Genomic DNA, 18,689 nt, shown 5'->3' on the forward strand with positions numbered 1-18,689 from the left:
CGCGGGTCGTGGGGGGACTGGGGCTTGTTGTGGTTCTCCATCCGCTGGACCGCGCCGCCGCGGGCGGCGGCCCGGGCCGCCACGACCAGGTTCTCCAGGGCGAGCCCGTCCTGGACGGCCGGGTCCACGCCCTCGACGCGGTTGCCGTACAGGGCGTTCAGCGCCCTGCAGCCCACCGAGGCGGCGAAGTCCGCGGCCACGTTGATGTTGGCGTTGAAGCGGTCCGACTCCTCTCCGGGTACCGAGACCGCGCCGCGGTCCGGGCCCGGCAGTCGGCCGGCGTAGAAGTTCAGGCCCACCAGCTGCGTGCCGGCGTCCTCAAGAGCCTTCTTGAGGGCGTCGAGCTCCGCCTGAGCGGGGGTGGGGGTCTCGATCCAGGGCCACCACAGCTCGACCGCCGTGAAGCCCGCCGCGGCGGCTGCCGCGGGACGCTCCAGAAGCGGGAGTTCCGTGAAGAGGATCGAAAGGTTCACATCGAAGCGCTGGTCCGTGTATCCCATGAGGGGTGTGCGCTCCTTCCGTATTGCGGAAGTTAGTTTCTGCTTGATGGAAGACTGCATGGGCTTCTGCGTGGATGTCAAGCCCGGACTGCCGAAAAATCATGACCGGGAGGTAGCTTGACCAGCGTGCGATTGAGAGTGGAGTTCACGACCGAGCCCTTCGATCTCGAAGAGGCCCCCGCCCATGCCGTGGCCGCTCGCGAGGTCATCCAGAAGGCCCGACTGGACGCGGTCGACGTGGGCCCGTTCGGCAATACCGCCGAGGGTGAAGCCGACGCGGTGCTGACCGCGGTGGCCGCGCTGCTGCGCGACTCGCTGGAGTCCGGCGCCACGCGCGTCTCGCTCCAGGTCAACGTGATCGGGGAGGACACCCCATGACCGAGCCCCGCGACCACCCGTTCGTCACCGCGGTCAAGCCGCTGGTCGACGCGATGGGCGGCGAGCTGATGGATCCGGCCCTGGCGCAGCCCGACGACGTCGTGCTCAGCTGGGAGGGCCAGGACCTGCTGGCCGTGCGGCTGCCCCAGCTGTCCGACTCGCTGGAGCGGATCCTGGCGGCGCTGGAGCGCCGGCACGGCGTACCGTTGTCACAGCTCGACCGGAAGACCAAGCAGGACGTCGTACGGATACTGGAGGCGCGGGGCGCCTTCTCCGTGCGACACGGTGTGGAGACGGTCGCGGGCGCCTTGGGCGTCAGCCGTTTCACGGTCTACAACTACCTGAACAGGGAAAACGCGAACAAGGACAACCAGGCGTGAAACCCGCCTGACCCATAGTGACGAGCCGCCGCCCGATTCATCCGGGCGGCGGCTTTTGTGTACGGGAAGTTTCAACAAAGTGTTGACGCCGTGTTGTCGAGGGCGTTAGCTATGCGCAGCCCGTCAAGCAACAACAGGCCACGGAGGCCTACCGTGACTTCGAGTCCGACCCCGGGTCTCACCCGGTTCAACGCCTTGGACGACAGTGCGGCCACGGCCGAGCTGCACGAGGTGTGCGCCAGTTCGGCGTGGGGCGGCAAGCTGCTCGCGCAGCGCCCCTTCGCCGGAGCCGAAGCCCTGTTTTCGGCCAACGAGTCCGCCATGGCGGAGCTCACCGCCGAGGACCTGGCCGAGGCGATGGGAGGCCACGCGCCGATCGGCCGGCCGAAGCCGGGAGACCCGACCTCCGCCCGCGAGCAGCGCGGCATGGCCGGCGCCTCGGAGGAGCTCAAGAACGAGCTCCTCGAACTGAACCTGGCGTACCAGGAGAAGTTCGGCCACGTCTTCCTCATCTGCGCCACCGGTGCGACCGGTGAGTTCATGCGGGACGCGGTCAAGGTCCGGATCGACAATTCGCCGGAGCGGGAGCGGGAGATCGCCCGCGGCGAGCTGGTGAAGATCAACCGGATCCGACTGACCCGCCTCCTCGAACTCGCAGAAGAAGGAGCGTGAGCATGAGCACCGAGACCACCGCGTCGGTGTCCACGCACATCCTGGACACCAGCATCGGACGCCCCGCCGAGGGCGTCGCCATCTCCCTGTCGGCCCGTACGGGTCTCGACGGCGAGTGGGCGGCCCTGGGCGGCTCCGCCACCGATGCGGACGGGCGATGCAAGGACCTGCCGGCGCTGCCGGAGGGCACCACCCACGTGCGTCTCGATTTCGAGACCGAGACGTACTTCTTCAAGAAGCAAGCCGAGGCGCAGCAGGACGCCCCCCGCGTAAGGGACAGCGGTGCGTTCTTCCCCGAGGTCACCATCACCTTCGCGGTGAACCCGGGCGAGCACGACCACGTACCGCTGCTGCTCAACCCGTTCGGCTACTCCGTTTACCGAGGGAGCTAGCATGGCCACGATTCTGGGCCAGAACCAGTACGGCAAAGCAGAGAACCGCGTCGTCAAGATCACGCGGGACGGCGACACCCACCACATCAAGGACCTGAACGTCTCGGTCGCCCTCTCCGGCGACATGGACGACGTCCACTACTCCGGCTCGAACGCCAACGTCCTGCCGACGGACACCACCAAGAACACGGTGTACGCGTTCGCCAAGGAGTACGGCATCGAGTCCGCCGAGCAGTTCGGCATCCACCTGGCGCGCTGGTTCGTGAACAGCCAGGAGCCGATCCAGAAGGCGCGCATCCGGATCGAGGAGTACGCCTGGGACCGGATCGCCACCTCGGACGCCAACTCCAAGTTCATCGGCTCCGACGAGGTGAACCACTCCTTCGTCCGCAAGGGCATGGAGACCCGCGTCACCCAGATCACGTACGACGGCCAGAACTGGGAGGTCATCTCCGGCCTCAAGGACCTGATCGTCATGAACTCCACGAACTCCGAGTTCTGGGGTTACGTGAAGGACAAGTACACGACCCTTCAGGAGGCGTACGACCGCATCCTGGCCACCCAGGTGTCGGGTCGCTGGCGCTTCAACTGGACCGACGACGAGCAGCGGATGCCCAACTGGGAGAAGTCCTACGCCGAGACCAGGAAGCACATGCTCCAGGCCTTCGCGGAGACCTACTCCCTCTCGCTGCAGCAGACCCTGTACCAGATGGGTTCGCGCATCATCAACCACCGTTCGGAGATCGACGAGGTCCGCTTCTCGCTCCCGAACAAGCACCACTTCCTCGTCGACCTGGAGCCCTTCGGCCTCAAGAACGACAATGAGGTCTACTTCGCCGCGGACCGTCCGTACGGTCTGATCGAGGCCACGATCCTGAGGGACGGCGTCGACGCCCGCATCCCCGTGGACATGACCAACCTCTGAGCGCGGTACGCGCGTCCCGGGGCCCCGCAGTGGCCCCGGGACCGCACGACACGCCTCCCACTTCCTGAATCGGCACCCGGACGCAACACACGGGGCGACAGTACTGTCAGCTGTCAGGCCCCCGGCTCCGGCACTCAAATCCCCTGGGTTTTGCCGTGCCCGCACCGCCACTGAAAGCACGAGGAAGTCCCATGGCAGCATCGGCAGCCCAGGACGGCGCAGTAGAGCGCATCGTCATCGAGAACTGCGCGATCGCAACCGTCGATGCGAACGACACCGAGTACGCCTCGGGTCACATCGTCATCGCCGGCAACAAGATCGAGTCCATCGGTGCGGGCAAGGCCCCCGAGAACCTCGACAACGTCGTCCGCCGCATCGACGGCACCGGGCACCTCGTGACTCCCGGTCTGGTCAACACGCACCACCACTTCTACCAGTGGATCACGCGTGGCCTGGCCACCGACCACAACCTCTTCAACTGGCTCGTCGCGCTGTACCCGACGTGGGCGCGCATCGACGAGCAGATGGCCTACACGGCCGCCCAGGGCTCCCTCGCCGCGATGGCCCGCGGTGGTGTCACCACCGCGATGGACCACCACTACGTGTACCCGAAGGGCGCCGGCGACCTCTCCGGCTCGATCATCCGCGCCGCGTCCGAGATGGGCGTCCGCTTCACCCTCGCCCGCGGTTCGATGGACCGCAGCGAGAAGGACGGCGGCCTGCCGCCGGACCACGCCGTCGAGACCCTCGAAGGTGCGCTCGCCGACACCGAGGCGACCGTGAAGAAGTACCACGACGCCTCCTTCGACGCGATGACGCAGGTCGCCGTCGCCCCCTGCTCCCCCTTCTCGGTCTCCACCGAGCTGCTGAAGCAGGGCGCCGAGCTGGCCCGCCGCCTCGGTGTGCGCATGCACACGCACGGCAGCGAGACCGTCGAGGAGGAGAAGTTCTGCCACGAGCTCTTCGGCATGGGCCCGACCGACTACTTCGAGTCGACCGGCTGGCTCGGCGAGGACGTGTGGATGGCGCACAGCGTCCACATGAACGACTCCGACATCGCCGCGTTCGCCCGTACCAAGACCGGTGTCGCGCACTGCCCTTCCTCCAACGCCCGTCTGGCCGCCGGCATCGCCCGCGTCCCGGACATGCTGGCCGCCGGCGTACCGGTCGGCCTCGGCGTGGACGGCACCGCCTCCAACGAGTCCGGTGAGCTGCACACCGAGCTGCGCAACGCGCTGCTCATCAACCGGCTGAACCCGGTCCACCGCGAGGCCGCGCTCAACGCCCGCCAGGCCCTGCGCCTCGGTACGTACGGCGGCGCGCAGGTCCTCGGCCGCAGCGACAACATCGGTTCGCTGGAAGCCGGCAAGTGCGCCGACCTGGTGCTCTGGAACATCAGCACCTTCCTGCACTCCTCGATCGCCGACCCGGTCACCGCGCTGGTCTTCGGTGCGGCCGCCCCGGTGACGGCGTCGTTCGTCAACGGCAGGCAGATCGTCGAGAACAACCGGCTCCTCTTCGCCGACGAGGACGCCATCGCCGTGTCCACCCGCGAAGAGGCCCAGCGCCTGGCGCGCATCACCGCGCAGGGCTGATCCCCCGGAGTCCGGCCGGGGGGGACGGCCCCCGGCCGGTCGCCGCGGACCCGAGCGGGGTCCGCGGCAGCTGTTCCCGGGAAGCGCCCGAGGTTTTTCCGAGGGCGTTCCCGGGGGCGGTGACTCGTGCCACTGCTTGGCCGGAACGGTTTGGGCGAATCGTTTCCGCACCTTCTGAGCAAGAAGCACCCCCCCACATCACACCCACAACTCCATACCGGCTCGACTCGCACAGCGTTCGCACCACCTCCAAGACACCCACGTCCCTGCCGACGTGTTACCCGACCGGAGGAAGCCGTGGCCCACACGCCCAGGTTTCGCAAAGATGCAGTCGCAGTACCGGAGGAGAAGCACCCGGTCGACGAGACCCTGCCTCCTCTGAAGATGTTCACGAGCGGCCTCCAGCACGTGGCCGCCATGTACGCGGGTGTCGTCGCCCCGCCCATGATCGTCGGCCCTGCCGTCGGACTCTCCGCGACCGAGACGGCGTTCCTGATGGGCGCCTCGCTCTTCACCGCCGGCCTCGCCACCCTCCTCCAGACCCTCGGTTTCTGGAAGATCGGCGCCAAACTCCCCTTCGTCAACGGCGTTTCGTTCGCCGGTGTGACCCCCATGATCGCCATAGGCAAGGGGGAAGGCGCGGACGCCATCCCCGTCATCTTCGGCGCGATCATGGTCGCGGGGGTCGTCGGCTTCTTCGCCGCCCCGTACTTCGGGAAGCTCGTCCGCTTCTTCCCGCCGGTCGTCACCGGTACGGTCATCACCCTGATCGGCGTGTCCCTGCTGCCGGTGGCCTTCAACTGGTCGCAGGGCGGCAACCGGACCGCCACCGACTACGGCTCGATGAAGAACATCGGCATGGCGGCCGTCACCCTCGTCATCGTGCTGCTGATGCGCAAGTTCCTGCGCGGCTTCCTGCAGCAGATCTCGATCCTGCTCGGCCTGGTGGCGGGCACGCTGATCGCGCTCCCGCTGGGGATGACCAGCTTCGACTCCGTCAAGAACGCCTCCCTGGTGGGCTTCCCGACCCCGTTCCACTTCGGCGCACCGCAGTTCCAGGTCGCGGCGATCGTCTCCATGTGCATCGTGATGCTGGTGTGCATGACCGAGTCCACCGCCGACATCCTGGCGCTGGGCAAGATCGTGGGCCGGCCGGCGGACGCGAAGACCATCGAGGGCGGACTGCGCGCCGACACGCTCGGCAGCGCGCTCAGCCCGCTGTTCAACGGCTTCATGTGCAGCGCCTTCGCGCAGAACATCGGGCTCGTGGCGATGACCAAGGTGCGCAGCCGGTTCGTCGTCGCCGCGGGCGGCGGCATCCTGATCCTGCTGGGCCTGTGCCCGATGGCGGCCTCCGTCATCGGAGTGGTCCCGCTGCCGGTCCTCGGCGGCGCCGGCATCGTCCTGTTCGGCTCGGTCGCGGCCAGCGGCATCCAGACCCTGGCGGGCGCCGCCATGGAGAAGGGCGAGAACGCCCTGATCGTCGCCGCCTCGGTCGGCATCGGCCTGATCCCGATCGCGGCGCCGGAGTTCTACCACGCGTTCCCGAAGGACCTGCTGGTCGTCCTGGACTCCGGCATCAGCACCGGCTGCGTGGTGGCCATCGCACTCAACCTGGCCTTCAACCACTTCGGCGCCCAGCGGTCCTCGGCGGCCTCGCCGGAGCCGGTCCCGGTGCACTGACCCGGCCCCTGCGGGCCGCCCGCGGCCGGTGCGTACGCCACCCACTGCGGGTGTGGCGTACGCACCGGCCGTCCTCCCGTCCTCCCGTCCTCCCGTCAGCCGGCGGGGCCGGCGGTGGACGGAGGGGTCCAGAGCATGAGATTGCTCATCAGCTCCGCCTGCTCGACGGCGTCCTCCAGCGCGTGGTGGGTGTGCCGGCGGGCGGAGAGCAGTTCGCGCGGCATCCGGCCCTTGACCGCCGCGCGCAGCGGTACCCGCGCCTTCGTCGCGTACAGGGTCTTCATGTCGAGGCAGCCGGAGTGCCCGAAGGGGCTGTCGCCGCCGAAGTTCATCAAGTACCAGTACAGGAAGGTCCAGTCGAAGGGGGCCGGATAGCCGCACATCCCGGGCTGCGCCCCGGCCTCGGCGGAGACCTCCCGTACCCAGGCGCGGAACTCCGCCATGGCCGCCGCGGGTTCGGCGCCCTCCCGGAGCAGCCGGTCCCGGTCGAGCCCGCTGACGGCGAGCGCCTCGGGGACGTACTGGTCGCTGATCGGGCGGAGTTCGCGGTAGAAGGTGTGCCGCTCCGGGTCGGCGGCCGTATACGAAGCGCCGTCCTGCCGCCCCGCCACGGCGGCCCCGAAGCTGATCATCGAGTAGGGGCCGGGGATCGGGCCGTCGGCCTCGATGTCGACGGAGATGTAGAGGCTGGGGCGTGCGGTGCGGGCGGACATGAGGGGGATCATGCCTGCCCGCGCCGCTGCGGTCATCCGGTTTGTTTCCGGGCGGGCGGGAGCCCCTGCGCGGCGGCTCCTGCGCGGTGACTCCTAGGCCGCGGCCTTGGTCCGCGCGGGGGTCCGCGGCGAGGTCATCCGGCCCACGATCCGTACGACCGTGCGGCGGCTCGCGAACCGCCCGCTGAGGGCCATGATCCGGTTCATCGCCCCGGACACCACGCTCGGCGGCGGGTTCCGCCGGTCCAGCGCCTTCAGCGCGGTCCGCACGACCTCCTCCGAGGTCTGCATCCTGCCACCGGCGGCGGCGTCCTCCGTGCCGACGACGTCGAAGAACTCCGTCTTCGTCGCGCCGGGCGACAGCGCCATGACCCGCAGTCCGGTGCCCCGGGACTCCTGCCAGAGGGCCTCGGTGAAACTGAGCACGAAGGCCTTGGTGGCGCCGTAGACGGCCATGTTCGGGACGGGCTGGTAGGCGGCCGCGCTGGCGAGGTTGACCAGGACGCCCTCGCCGCGGCTGCGCAGCGGGCCGATGAAGGCCCGGCTGATGTCGACGACGGCCGTCACGTCGAGGGCCACCTCCTGGCGGACCCGCTGCGGATCCTCCTCGTGGAAGAGCCCGAACGTGCCGAAGCCGGCGTTGTTGATGACGCTGGAGACCGTGATCCCGCGCCGCTCGACCTCGGCGGCCAGCAGCTCGCCGCACCCGTCGACGGCCAGGTCCATGGCGAGCGGCTCCACCTTGACGCCGTGCGCCGCCGACAGCTGTGCGGCGAGCGCCTTCAGGCGGTCCTCCCGGCGGGCGACGAGCACGAGGTCGGATCCCCGCGCGGCGAGCTGGCGTGCGAACTCGGCGCCCAGGCCCGAGCTCGCGCCGGTGATCAGGGTGGTCCTGCCTCGGTAGTCGACCGCGTTCACAGTGGCTCCTGCCCATGGGATGACAACGTCTTGTCATCATTGTATGCCCGCGTGGCAGTGACTGCCAAGCGGACAGTAAGCGTCGGACTGGCGGTCCGCCTATATGCTGGCCCGATGGGGACAACCGCAACGCAGCCGAGCCTGTGGGACCGCTCCCGGCAGGCCGTGGTCGCGAGCATCTTCGACACCGCCATGCGGCTCTTCGCCGAGCAGGGGTACGAGGCCACGACCATCGCGCAGATCGCCAAGGAGGCGGGCATCTCCCAGCGGTCGCTGTTCCGGTACTTCGGTACCAAGGAGGACATCGTCTGCGGCGAGCAGGAGGAGCTCGGGGAGCTGCTGCGCGCGACGGTGGAGGCCCAGCCGGCTGCCGCCACCCCGTGGGAGGCCCTGCGCGCCGGTTTCGAGGTGCTCATGGAGGCGCACGGAGACCCCGGGCAGCTGCTGGAGATCACGACGCTGATCTTCCACACCCCGCCGCTGCGCGCCCGCTACACGCAGAAGCGGCTGCGCTGGCAGGAGCTGGTCCAGCCCGCCGTCACGGCCCGGATGGCCGCCGGGGAGGGCCCGGTCCCGCAGGTGCGCGCCGCGGCGGTGACCGCCACCGTCTTCGCCTGCGTGGACGCCGCCACCGAGGCCTGGGTCCGCAGCGGCGGCAGCGCCGACCTGACGGCCCTGTACGACGAGGCGCTGGCCGCCGTACGCGGCTGAGCGAACGGATAAGGGCGTCCGCGGAAGGCTCCGCGGACGCCCCGGACCCGGAACCGGGCGCAGGTATCAGGGGGCGGACGTCAGGAACATGCCCGTCTGGTCCGCTCCGGCGGTGTTCTTGCAGCTGGAGGCGGAGTTCGGGGGCTGCGCGACGGCGAGGTTCAGGCAGCGCCCGAGCGCCAGCTGGCCGAAGTGGTTCGGATGCATGGACTCCTGGACCAGTCCCTGCGTCTCGCTGCTGTCGATCCAGCGCGCCCACTCGCTCGTCTTCGCCGAAGCGGGCGCCGAGCTGCTCACCTGCTTGCTGGACTTCGCGCACACCTCGCGGCCCTGCATCATGTCCCTCAGGTCCAGGAACTGCACGCCCTTGGCGGCGGCGACCCCCTTGAGGCGGCCCGCGATCTGCGGCACGAGCGAATCGCGCGCCCAGTCGGAGTCCCGGTTCCAGAACGGGCAGCCGCCGGTGTTCAGGCGGCTCCAGTCGCTCTGCGTGTACCGGTTCTCGGCGCCGCGGGGGATCGGCGACGGGTAGGACTGGAGCACGATCCGGTACGCGGAGTCGGTGTACCCGGCGGCCCGCATTACGGCGCGGATCTCGTCCACCGACTTGCCGACGTTCGCCATCACCGCGTCCATCTTCTCGTCCACTCCGTACTGCTGGTCGTCGTAGCAGTACGAGTTCCACAGGACGAAGTCGAGGGCGCAGTCCTTGATGATGTCGGCGAAGCCGAGGTCGTTGCCGCCGATGGACAGGGCGATGACCTTGACGTTGTCGGCCCGGGCCACGGTGGCGAGCTGATCGGCCTGCGGGGCCTCGCCCTTGAACGCCACGCCGCCGTTGGAGGCGCGGAAGACGTTCTCGGAAGTCGCCCCGGAGCAGGCCAGGTTCACGGCCACGTCGGTGATGGCTCCGGCGCTCTTGACCTCGGCGGAGTCGGAGCGGTGGCAGCCCCCGGCGGTGCTGCCGTACACCTTGGCGGGGTCGTAGGTGTTCCCGGAGACCCAGGCGCGGTCCGTCCCGGTGCGATTCCCGCTGTTGGTCAGGCTGTTGCCCTTCCAGCGGCCGGCCTCGCCGGAGATGTAGCTGTCGCCCATGGACACCACGGCGGTGGGCCCGGCCCCGGGACTGGCCACGGAGGTCCCGGCAGAGCCGGCGACCAGGGCGCCGGCGGCGAGCGGCAGAACCATGCCGGCCCCGGCGAGCCGTCGCACTCGACTACGGGTCCGGTCTTTGCTGGCGTTGCGGAATCCGATCACGGCGGAACTCCTGCGGTCGGCCATGCCCGATCCGAAGAGAACTCCGGTGCATGGCTGGGAAAGTGGGGGTACCGCCGGCCGGTGGCATCGGAAAGGTGACACGGCGCGCGTTGTTACCGCTAGGTACAGGAAAGTTACGATGGAGTAACAACCGACCGGTCGTTCGGGCCGTCAACGTTCCGCTTCCGCGGCCGAGTTCCTCCGCGGCCGAGTTCCGCAAACACCTCCGCCCCCGAGGCCTGGGGCCTGGGGGGCGGAGGTGGGGTTCGGGTGGTGTGGGTCAGCCGACCAGCTGGTCGTACGCCGGGAGGGTGAGGAAGTCCGCGTAGTCCGCGTCCAGGGAGACCTGGAGGAGGAGGTCGTGGGCCTGCTGCCACTTTCCGGCCGCGAAGGCCTCCTCGCCGATCTCGGCGCGGATCGCGGCCAGTTCCCCGGCGGCGAGCTCGCGGGTGAGGTCCGCGGTGGCCGTCACGGGTTCGCCGTCGTGCTCGAAGACGACACCGGCGTTGATCCACTGCCAGATCTGCGAGCGGGAGATCTCGGCCGTGGCCGCGTCCTCCATCAGGCCGAAGATGCCGACGGCGCCCAGGCCGCGCAGCCAGGCCTCGATGTAGCGGATGCCGACCTGGACGGCGTTGCGCAGGCCCTCGTACGTCGGCTTCGCGTCCAGCGAGTCGATCGCGATGAGCTCGCCCGGGGCCACCGAGACGTCCTCGCGCAGCCGCTCCTTCTGGTTCGGCTTCTCGCCGAGGACCGCGTCGAAGGAGGCCATCGCGATCGGGACCAGGTCGGGGTGGGCCACCCACGAGCCGTCGAAGCCGTCGCCGGCCTCGCGGTCCTTGTCGGCCTTGACCTTCTCGAACGCGACCCGGTTGGCCTCGGCGTCCTTGCGGGACGGGATGAAGGCCGCCATGCCGCCGATGGCGTGGGCGCCGCGCTTGTGGCAGGTGCGGACCAGGAGTTCGGTGTACGCCCGCATGAACGGGGCCGTCATCGTCACCGCGTTGCGGTCCGGGAGGACGAACTTCTGGCCGCCGTCGCGGAAGTTCTTCACGATCGAGAACAGGTAGTCCCAGCGGCCCGCGTTCAGGCCCGCCGCGTGGTCGCGCAGCTCGTAGAGGATCTCCTCCATCTCGTACGCGGCCGTGATGGTCTCGATCAGGACGGTCGCGCGGACCGTGCCCTGCGGGATGCCGACGTAGTCCTGCGAGAAGACGAAGATCTCGTTCCAGAGGCGCGCCTCCAGGTGCGACTCCGTCTTCGGCAGGTAGAAGTACGGGCCCTTGCCGAGCTCGATGAGCCGCTTGGCGTTGTGGAAGAAGTACAGGCCGAAGTCGACCAGCGCGCCGGGGACCGGGCGGCCCTCGACCTGGAGGTGGCGCTCCTCCAGGTGCCAGCCGCGCGGGCGCATCACGACGGTCGCCAGCTGCTCGGCCGGCTTCAGGGCGTACGACTTGCCCGTGCGCGGGTCGGTGAAGTCGATGCGGCGCTCGTAGGCGTCGATGAGGTTGAGCTGGCCGAGGACGACGTTCTCCCAGGTGGGGGCGGAGGCGTCCTCGAAATCGGCGAGCCAGACCTTGGCGCCCGAGTTCAGGGCGTTGACGGTCATCTTGCGGTCGGTCGGACCGGTGATCTCCACACGGCGGTCGTTCAGCGCGGCCGGCGCCGGCGCGACCTTCCAGTCGCCCTCGCGGACCTGTGCGGTGTCCGGGAGGAAGTCGAGGTGGGAGGTGCGGGCGATTTCGGCGCGGCGCTCACCGCGGCGGGCGAGGAGCTCGTCGCGGCGGGGCGTGAACCGCCGGTGGAGCTCGGCCACGAACGCGAGGGCCGCCTCGGTCAGGACCTCGTCCTGCCGGGGCAGGGGCTCGGCGTCGACGATGGCCAGCGATGACGGCGCTGGTGCGGACATATCTGTCACTCCTTCAGCGGCGGTGCCTGGCGGCCGCGGGGAATGCTCGCGCAGGACGGCACGCAGTGCCGTCGGGTGTGGAGAGTTCCGGATACGGTCGCGGGCGCCGTCTGGGGGTTCAGGGCGCTTCTGACCAATGGATAGTAATTTCCTTATGGTGGAAGTTCAATGGTTTGTTGATGTCGAGATTCTCCGAGTCGACAGAGTCCTGCGCCCGGTGGCCCTCAGTGCCACCTTCGTCACTGCCCGCTCAACTGCCCCGCGGCCGCCGCTCAAGCAAGTCGTGCCAGGTCGGGCGGGGTGTCGATGTCGAAGGCCTCGGCGATGTCCCCGCACTCCACCAGCGTGAGCTCGTCCGCGTGATCTGTCAGGTGCACCCGCGCGCCCTTGTCCCCCTTCGCCGTCGCCGCGATGTCCGCCCAGCGGTCCGAGCCGAAGAGCACCGGATGCCCGCGGTCCCCGTCGTACGCCGCCGCCACCAGGCTCGCGGGGGAGCGGTACGCCTCCCGGACGCGGGCCACGGCCGCCGGCCCGATGCCCGGCTGGTCCACCAGCGAGACGAGGGCCGCGCGGGCGCCCGTTCCGGCGAGCGAGGCGAGGCCGACGCGCAGGGAAGAGCCCATGCCCTCCGCCCAGTCCGGGTTGTCCACGACCACGCAGCCGGTCAGGTCCGCCCGCTCGCGGACCTCGGCCGCGGAGGCGCCGAGCACCACGTGGACCGGCCCGCAGCCCGCCTCGCGCAGCACCCGTACGGCGTTCTCGACCAGCGGGCGGCCGCGGTACGCGAGCAGGGCCTTGGGGCGGCCCCCCAGGCGTCGGCCGCCGCCGGCGGCGAGGAGCAGGCCCGCGATCACCGGGCTCGGGGTCGAGTGTGTGGTGGGTGGCATGTCAGTGATTCTCGCTCCTGCGGCGTGGCGCGCGGCCGCCGCGCCAGGAAGCGTCGTACGGCGGCCAGGGCGGGCCCGAGGCGCAGCGGCTCGGAGATCCGGTGCTCGACGGCGGCCGTCAGGGCGCGTTCGTCGCGGTCGGTCAGGTGGGTCCGCAGGGTCGGTGGGGTCTGCGGGGTCAGTGGGGTCTGCGTGGCCGACATGCGGGCTCTCCTTGCCAATCGGGGGCCGATACCGCGAGTCTGGACTTCGATTGGCCTGGTCGGCAGAGCCAATCGGGGGAGGTTGGCATGGCAAACGGGCGAGTCGTCCAGACGGCGGACAGAACCCTCGGCAGTCGCCAGCTCGCGACGCTGCTGCCCTCCGAGGTGCTGGCCCGCCCCGGCTACCGGTCCCTGGCCGACGCCGTGCGGACGCTGATCCTCGACGGCCGGATCGCCCTGCGCGTACGGCTGCCCGCCGAGCGCGAGCTCGCCGAGGCGCTCGGCGCCAGCCGCGCCACCGTCACCGGGGCCTACGACCTGTTGCGCGAGAGCGGCTACGTCCGCAGCCGGCGCGGCTCCGGCACCTGGACCGAGCTCCCCGAGGGCCACGGCACCGTCGGCGCGCACCTGCTGCTCGGCTCCGGCGGCTACCAGGCCGACGGCGACCCCGGCATCGACCTGGCCATCGCCGCCCTCGGCGCCCCCGAGGACAGCCTCACCGAGGCCCTCGCCCGGGCCGCGCCGCGGCTGCCGGGGCTCGCCCGGAGCCCCGGCTACCACCCCTTCGGGCTGCCCGACCTGCGCAGCGCCGTGGCCGAGCGGTTCACCCGGCGGGGGCTGGCGACCCACCCCGGGCAGATCCTGGTCACGGCCGGCGCCCAGCAGGCGTTCTCGCTGGTGGTGAGCCTGCTGTGCGGGCCCGGGGACCGGGTGGTGACCGAGAACCCCACGTACGCGAACGCCCTCGACGCACTGCGGCACGCACGGCTGCGCACCGGGTCGATCGCGGTCTCCGACGCGGGCTGGGACATGGAGATCGCCGAGTCCACGCTGCGGCAGACCGTGCCGAGGCTGGCGTACGTCATCCCGGACTTCCACAACCCGACGGGCCTGCTGATGCCGCAGGAGCAGCGGCTGCGGCTGCTGGCCGCGACGCGGCGGACCGGGACGTGGCTGGTGGTCGACGAGACCATCGCCGACATCGCCCTCGACGTGCCGGCGCCCGCGCCGCTGGCCTCGCTGGCGCCGAGAGGTGGGGCGGAGCACGTCGTGACGATCGGCTCGCTCAGCAAGACGCACTGGGGCGGGCTGCGGGTGGGGTGGGTACGGGCCACCGCGAAGATGATCACCGAGCTGGCGTCGGTCAAGGTGGCCGCGGACATGACGGGGTCGGTGCTGGACCAGCTGGTGGCGCAGCCGCTGCTGGAGGGGCTGGACGCGACGCTGCCGGCGCGGCTCGCGCAGCTGCGGGGGCAGCGGGAGGCGTTGGAGCGGGCGCTCGAGCGGCACACCCCGGAGTGGTCGTGGGAGCGGGGGCCGGGCGGGCTGTCGCTCTGGGTGGACCTGGGGGAGCCGGTCAGCTCGGCGCTGGCGGAGCGGGCGGGGGCCTGCGGCGTGCACATCGGGCGGGCGGCGCGGTTCGGGGTGGATCCGGGGACCTTCGAGCATCGGCTGCGGATTCCGTACACGCTGGGGCCGGAGCTGCTGGACGAGGCCGTACGGCGCCTCGCGGCGGCTTTCCACGACGGCGTCCCGCTGGCTCCGGCCGTGGAGCGGCCGCACTGGGTGGCGTGAGGGCGGTCGGCGGTCGGCGGGTGCGTGTGCCCGGCGGGTGCGGGCCGCATCCGACGGGCGACGGGCGACGGGCCGGGCGGTCCGCGGGGACGCCCCCGGCTACGGAGTGCGGATCAGGCGCCGGGAGGTGGCTGCGGCCACCGCCGACGTGCGGGAGTCGACGCCCAGCTTCGCGTAGATGTGGACCAGGTGGGATTTGACGGTGGCCTGGCTCAGGAAGAGCTTCTTCGAGATCTGCTGGTTCGACAGGCCGTCCGCGACCAGCTGGAGCACCTCCAGCTCCCGCTTCGTCAGCGCCTCCGCCGGCATCCGCATGCGGTCCATCAGGCGCAGCGCCACCGCCGGGGCCAGTGCCGACTGGCCGGCCGCCGCCGTGCGGACCGCCGCCGCCAGCTCCTCCGGCGGGGCGTCCTTCAGCAGGTAGCCCGACGCGCCCGCCTCCACCGCCGCCAGGATGTCCGCGTCCGTGTCGTACGTGGTCAGCACCAGGACGCGGGGCGCCCCCGGCCGGGCCGTGATCGCGGCCGTCGCCGCCGAGCCGTGCATGCCCGTACCGAACTGGAGGTCCATCAGGACCACGTCCACCGGCTCGGAGGCGGCCAGTTCCACCGCCCGCTCGGCGGTGGCGGCCTCCGCGACCACCGCGAAGTCCGGCTCGGTGTCCAGCACCGCGCGCAGCCCGGCCCGGACCACCGGGTGGTCGTCGGCCAGCAGCAGGCGGATCGTCATCAGGATGCCTCCAGGGGCAGCGGCAGGGTGACGGCCACGGCGGTGCCCTGGCCGGGGGAGGACTCGACCGTGAACAGGCCGCCGAGGGTCTCGGCCCGCGAGCGCATGGCCGGGAGGCCGAAGCCGCCCTCCCCGGAGGGGGCGGAGGTGGGTTCGAAGCCGGTGCCGTCGTCCACGACGTCCAGCGTCACCGACGCGTCCATGAAGGTCAGGGTGATCTCGGCGCGGTCCGCGCGGGCGTGCCGGACGACATTGGCCAGCGCCGACTGTGCGATGCGGAGCAGGGCGACCTCGTACGGGGTGGGCAGGACCCGCGGCGCGCCGCTCAGGCAGAACCGGACGCGCGGCCCCGGAGCCGCCGTGCACAGCCGCTCCAGCGCGGCGGCGAGCGACCCGTGCTCCAGGTCGGGAGGGGTGAGTGCCCGTACGAAGCGGCGCGCCTCGGCGAGGTTCTCCTGGGCCGCCTCCCGGGCCCGGCCGATGTGCTCCAGGGCCGGGGCGTCCTGCGGGAGTGATCGTTCCGCCGCGCGCAGGAGGAGCTGGATCGAGGACAGGCCCTGCGCCAGGGTGTCGTGGATCTCGCGGGCCAGGCGCTCCCGCTCCGCCAGGATCCCGGCGTCCCGCTCGGCCGCGGCCAGTTCGGCGCGGGTGGCGATGAGCTCCTCGATCAGCTCGCGGCGGCGTTCGCTCTCGCGGTACAGCGCCTGGTAGCCCAGTACGGTCGCCACCGCCACGGCCCCGCCGAGCAGCGGTCCGAGGAAGGCCCCCGGCGAGACCGCGCTGTCCTGCGCGTGCGCCAGGAAGCCGCCGATCGCCGCGCACGCCGTCACCGCGACGGCCGCGATGCCCCAGCGCAGGCGCAGCAGGTGCAGCTCCAGGAAGTACAGCGGGAACGCGATCCACACCCCGTCGGGGGAGATCGCCAGCAGCCCCGCCCAGGCCGCGCCCAGCGCGGCCAGCCACACCGCCGCGGCGCGCGGCGAGCGGTGCACCGAGGGGGCCAGTACGCCGGCGGCGTACACGGCGGCCAGCACCGCGCACGCGGCGACCACCGCGCCGGCATACGGCGCGGAGTCGGTGACGGCCCGCCCGGCGGCCAGCGCGAGCAGGCCGAACAGCAGTGCGTGCAGGCACAGGCGCAGCACGCGCGAGACGGGGGTCAGGGGACGCGGAGCGGGGGGTTCCGAAGTGGCAGCCATGGCCTTGACAGCCTAAGCGGGGACGCGCGGCGCCCGGTCAATCGAAAGTTTGATGTGCGGATGCGTCCTTCGATACCAGGATCGCTACCGTGGTGCGATGCCTTGTGTCCACGGGGAGGACCAGGGTGGGGATCATGTTCGTCGCATGGAGAGATCTACGGTTCGCCAAGGGCCGCTTCGCCCTCATGGGCTCGGTCGTACTGCTGATCACGCTGCTGGTCGGCCTGTTGTCCGGGCTCACCGCCGGCCTGGCCCGGGAGAACATCTCGGCCGTCACCGGACTGCCCGCCGGCCACCTCGCCTTCGCCGCGCCCGCCGGCGACCAGAAGGTGTCCTTCACCAACTCCCAGGTGCCCGAGAAGGCCTGGCAGGCCTGGCGGGCACAGCCCGGCGTGAAGTCCGCCGAGCCGCTCGGCATCCGCACCACCAACGCGTCCGCGGGCGCCCGCACCGCCGCGGTCTCCGTCTTCGGCGTCGACCCGGCCGGCCCCCTCCCGCCCCGCGGCGGCGGCCTCGCCCAGGGGCGGGTGGTCCTCACCGAGAAGGCCGCCCGGGAACTCGGCGGCCTGACCGCCGGCGGCAAACTGAAGATCGGCCCGCTGGAGCTGACCGTGGCCGCCGTCTCCGGCACCGCCGCCTACAGCCACACCCCGGTCGTCTGGACGGACCTGAACGACTGGCAGCGCATCGGCAACCCCGGCACCTCCATCGACACCCTCGCCACCGTGATCGCGCTCGACACCACCGCTTCCGCCGACCTCGCCGCCGGGGACGCGGCCGCCGCCACCGAGGCGCAGACTATCGACGAGGCGCTCGGCGCCATAGGGTCCTACCAGGCGGAGAACGGCTCGCTGCAACTGATGCGCGGCTTCCTCTTCGTCATCTCCGCCCTGGTCATAGGCGCCTTCTTCACCGTGTGGACGATCCAGCGCAGCGGCGACATCGCCGTGCTGAAGGCGCTGGGCGCCTCCACCCCGTACCTGCTGAAGGACGCCCTCGGCCAGGCCGTCGTCATGCTCGCGATCGGCACCGGCCTCGGTACGGCGCTCGCCGCCGGATTCGGTGCGCTGATCAGCGGGGGCGACGTGCCCTTCGTCCTCGACACCGCGACCGTACTGGTGCCCGCCGCGATCATGATCGCGCTCGGCGCGCTGGGCGCGGCCCTGTCCATCCGGCGGATCACCGCCGTCGACCCCCTGACCGCCCTCGGGAGCGCCCGATGACCCTGCTCGTGCACGACGTCACGCTCACCTACCCGGACGGCGAGAGCCGGCTCACCGCCCTCGACCGGGTCCGCCTGGAGGTGCCCGCGGGCACCTTGAGCGCGGTGATAGGACCCTCGGGATCCGGCAAGTCCAGCCTGCTGGCCGTCGCCGCCACCCTGGTCACCCCGGACTCCGGCCAGGTGGTGGTGGCCGGCCAGGACACCGCCCGGCTGAGCGCGGCCGAGAAGTCGGCCCTGCGCCGCGAGAAGATCGGGATCGTCTTCCAGCAGCCGAACCTGCTGGCCTCGCTGACGGCCGCCGAGCAGCTCCAGGTGATGGCCCACCTGTCGGGCCGCCCCGCGCGGACCCTGCGCCGCCGGGCGCTGGAGCTGCTGGACGCGGTGGGGCTGGCCGACAAGGCCGACAAGCGGCCCCACCAGCTCTCCGGCGGCCAGCGGCAGCGGGTCAACATCGCCCGCGCCCTGATGAACGAGCCGGCGGTGCTCCTGGTCGACGAGCCCACGAGCGCCCTGGACCACGAGCGAGGGGCGGCCGTCCTCGACCTGCTAGTCACGCTGACCCGCGAGCGCTCCACCGCGACGGTGCTGGTCACCCACGACCACGCCCACCTGGAGCGGATGGACCGGACGTCGACCATGACGGACGGCCGCCTGACGCGGGCGGCTCCGCAGGTGTCCGGGTCCAAGACGGTCCCGGCCGCCTGAGCACCCGCACGTACGCCAGGGCCCCGGCCCCCTCGTCGGAGGGGGCCCGGGGCCGGGGGGTAGGGGCGGACCAACACGGGGGTGTGGGTCTGCAGGGCCCCCGACACCACCCCCGCCACGGTGTGCCGGATCG

20 protein-coding genes are annotated in these 18,689 nt (G+C 71.2%); 11 read left to right on the plus strand and 9 right to left on the minus strand.

Features of this window, described 5'->3' with window-relative positions; genetic code table 11:
• A partial coding sequence (locus tag ACFXGI_RS35160; protein ID WP_384715933.1) for a TIM barrel protein occupies positions 1-500 on the minus strand: 500 nt, incomplete at its 3' end.
• A 126-nt stretch (positions 501-626) separates the two neighbouring features.
• Here ACFXGI_RS35160 and ACFXGI_RS35165 point away from each other — a divergent pair.
• The 7 genes from ACFXGI_RS35165 (at position 627) to ACFXGI_RS35195 (ending at position 6,525) form a co-directional block, all read left to right on the plus strand.
• Positions 627-878, plus strand: coding sequence for a hypothetical protein (locus tag ACFXGI_RS35165; protein ID WP_384715936.1), 252 nt, complete (start codon positions 627-629; stop codon positions 876-878).
• Positions 875-1,258 (plus strand): helix-turn-helix domain-containing protein, encoded by a 384-nt coding sequence (locus ACFXGI_RS35170; RefSeq protein ID WP_229335832.1) that lies wholly within the window; start codon positions 875-877, stop codon positions 1,256-1,258. The genes ACFXGI_RS35165 and ACFXGI_RS35170 overlap by 4 nt, the downstream gene beginning before the upstream one ends.
• Positions 1,259-1,411: 153 nt before the next feature.
• The gene (gene uraD / locus ACFXGI_RS35175; protein WP_384715940.1) at positions 1,412-1,930 is read left to right on the plus strand and encodes a 2-oxo-4-hydroxy-4-carboxy-5-ureidoimidazoline decarboxylase; all 519 of its coding nucleotides are present in this window, start codon (positions 1,412-1,414) and stop codon (positions 1,928-1,930) included.
• Between the two features lie 2 nt (positions 1,931-1,932).
• A complete protein-coding gene (uraH, locus tag ACFXGI_RS35180; RefSeq protein WP_384715943.1) occupies positions 1,933-2,322 on the plus strand; it encodes a hydroxyisourate hydrolase in 390 nt (129 codons plus the stop codon).
• 1 nt (position 2,323) lies between these two features.
• Positions 2,324-3,247, plus strand: a complete 924-nt coding sequence (gene pucL / locus ACFXGI_RS35185; RefSeq protein ID WP_384715946.1) for a factor-independent urate hydroxylase — start codon at positions 2,324-2,326, stop codon at positions 3,245-3,247.
• A 191-nt stretch (positions 3,248-3,438) separates the two neighbouring features.
• A complete protein-coding gene (locus ACFXGI_RS35190; protein WP_384715949.1) occupies positions 3,439-4,842 on the plus strand; it encodes an 8-oxoguanine deaminase in 1,404 nt (467 codons plus the stop codon).
• Positions 4,843-5,139: 297 nt separating this feature from the next.
• Entirely contained in the window at positions 5,140-6,525 is a 1,386-nt protein-coding gene (locus tag ACFXGI_RS35195) for a nucleobase:cation symporter-2 family protein (protein ID WP_384715952.1), read from the plus strand.
• 95 nt (positions 6,526-6,620) lie between these two features.
• Here the strand turns inward: ACFXGI_RS35195 and ACFXGI_RS35200 are convergent, their stop codons facing one another.
• Positions 6,621-7,238, minus strand: coding sequence for a 3'-5' exoribonuclease domain-containing protein (locus ACFXGI_RS35200; protein ID WP_384715955.1), 618 nt, complete (start codon positions 7,236-7,238; stop codon positions 6,621-6,623).
• Positions 7,239-7,331: 93 nt separating this feature from the next.
• A complete protein-coding gene (locus tag ACFXGI_RS35205; protein ID WP_384715958.1) occupies positions 7,332-8,156 on the minus strand; it encodes an SDR family NAD(P)-dependent oxidoreductase in 825 nt (274 codons plus the stop codon).
• Between the two features lie 114 nt (positions 8,157-8,270).
• On the opposite strand from ACFXGI_RS35205, the gene ACFXGI_RS35210 reads away from it, so the two are divergent.
• The gene (locus ACFXGI_RS35210) at positions 8,271-8,867 is read left to right on the plus strand and encodes a TetR/AcrR family transcriptional regulator (RefSeq protein WP_384715961.1); all 597 of its coding nucleotides are present in this window, start codon (positions 8,271-8,273) and stop codon (positions 8,865-8,867) included.
• Between the two features lie 66 nt (positions 8,868-8,933).
• Here ACFXGI_RS35210 and ACFXGI_RS35215 read toward each other — a convergent pair whose 3' ends face one another.
• The 4 genes from ACFXGI_RS35215 to ACFXGI_RS35230 form a co-directional block, all read right to left on the minus strand.
• Positions 8,934-10,055, minus strand: coding sequence for a GDSL-type esterase/lipase family protein (locus tag ACFXGI_RS35215; RefSeq protein ID WP_384715964.1), 1,122 nt, complete (start codon positions 10,053-10,055; stop codon positions 8,934-8,936).
• 349 nt (positions 10,056-10,404) lie between these two features.
• A complete protein-coding gene (gene aceB, locus ACFXGI_RS35220; RefSeq protein WP_384715967.1) occupies positions 10,405-12,033 on the minus strand; it encodes a malate synthase A in 1,629 nt (542 codons plus the stop codon).
• Between the two features lie 272 nt (positions 12,034-12,305).
• A complete protein-coding gene (locus ACFXGI_RS35225) occupies positions 12,306-12,920 on the minus strand; it encodes an NTP transferase domain-containing protein (protein ID WP_384715970.1) in 615 nt (204 codons plus the stop codon).
• Positions 12,884-13,123 carry a hypothetical protein gene (locus ACFXGI_RS35230; protein ID WP_384715973.1) on the minus strand — a complete coding sequence of 80 codons (240 nt, stop codon included), beginning with the start codon at positions 13,121-13,123 and terminating at the stop codon, positions 12,884-12,886. The genes ACFXGI_RS35225 and ACFXGI_RS35230 overlap by 37 nt, the downstream gene beginning before the upstream one ends.
• Positions 13,124-13,210: 87 nt before the next feature.
• On the opposite strand from ACFXGI_RS35230, the gene ACFXGI_RS35235 reads away from it, so the two are divergent.
• Entirely contained in the window at positions 13,211-14,698 is a 1,488-nt protein-coding gene (locus ACFXGI_RS35235) for a PLP-dependent aminotransferase family protein (protein ID WP_384715976.1), read from the plus strand.
• Between the two features lie 99 nt (positions 14,699-14,797).
• Here ACFXGI_RS35235 and ACFXGI_RS35240 read toward each other — a convergent pair whose 3' ends face one another.
• Positions 14,798-15,427 (minus strand): response regulator, encoded by a 630-nt coding sequence (locus ACFXGI_RS35240; protein ID WP_384715979.1) that lies wholly within the window; start codon positions 15,425-15,427, stop codon positions 14,798-14,800.
• Positions 15,427-16,626, minus strand: a complete 1,200-nt coding sequence (locus tag ACFXGI_RS35245; protein WP_384715982.1) for a sensor histidine kinase — start codon at positions 16,624-16,626, stop codon at positions 15,427-15,429. Before ACFXGI_RS35245 ends, ACFXGI_RS35240 begins: the two co-directional genes overlap by 1 nt.
• Positions 16,627-16,760: 134 nt before the next feature.
• Between ACFXGI_RS35245 and ACFXGI_RS35250 the strand changes: the two genes are divergently transcribed.
• Both ACFXGI_RS35250 and ACFXGI_RS35255 read left to right on the plus strand, forming a co-directional pair.
• Positions 16,761-17,849, plus strand: a complete 1,089-nt coding sequence (locus tag ACFXGI_RS35250; RefSeq protein WP_384715985.1) for an ABC transporter permease — start codon at positions 16,761-16,763, stop codon at positions 17,847-17,849.
• On the plus strand, positions 17,846-18,556 hold the full coding sequence (locus tag ACFXGI_RS35255; protein ID WP_384715988.1) for an ABC transporter ATP-binding protein: 711 nt from the start codon (positions 17,846-17,848) through the stop codon (positions 18,554-18,556). The genes ACFXGI_RS35250 and ACFXGI_RS35255 overlap by 4 nt, the downstream gene beginning before the upstream one ends.
• Positions 18,557-18,689: the final 133 nt, after the last annotated feature.

This window comes from Streptomyces sp. NPDC059355, assembly GCF_042752335.1.
GTDB lineage: Bacteria > Actinomycetota > Actinomycetes > Streptomycetales > Streptomycetaceae > Streptomyces.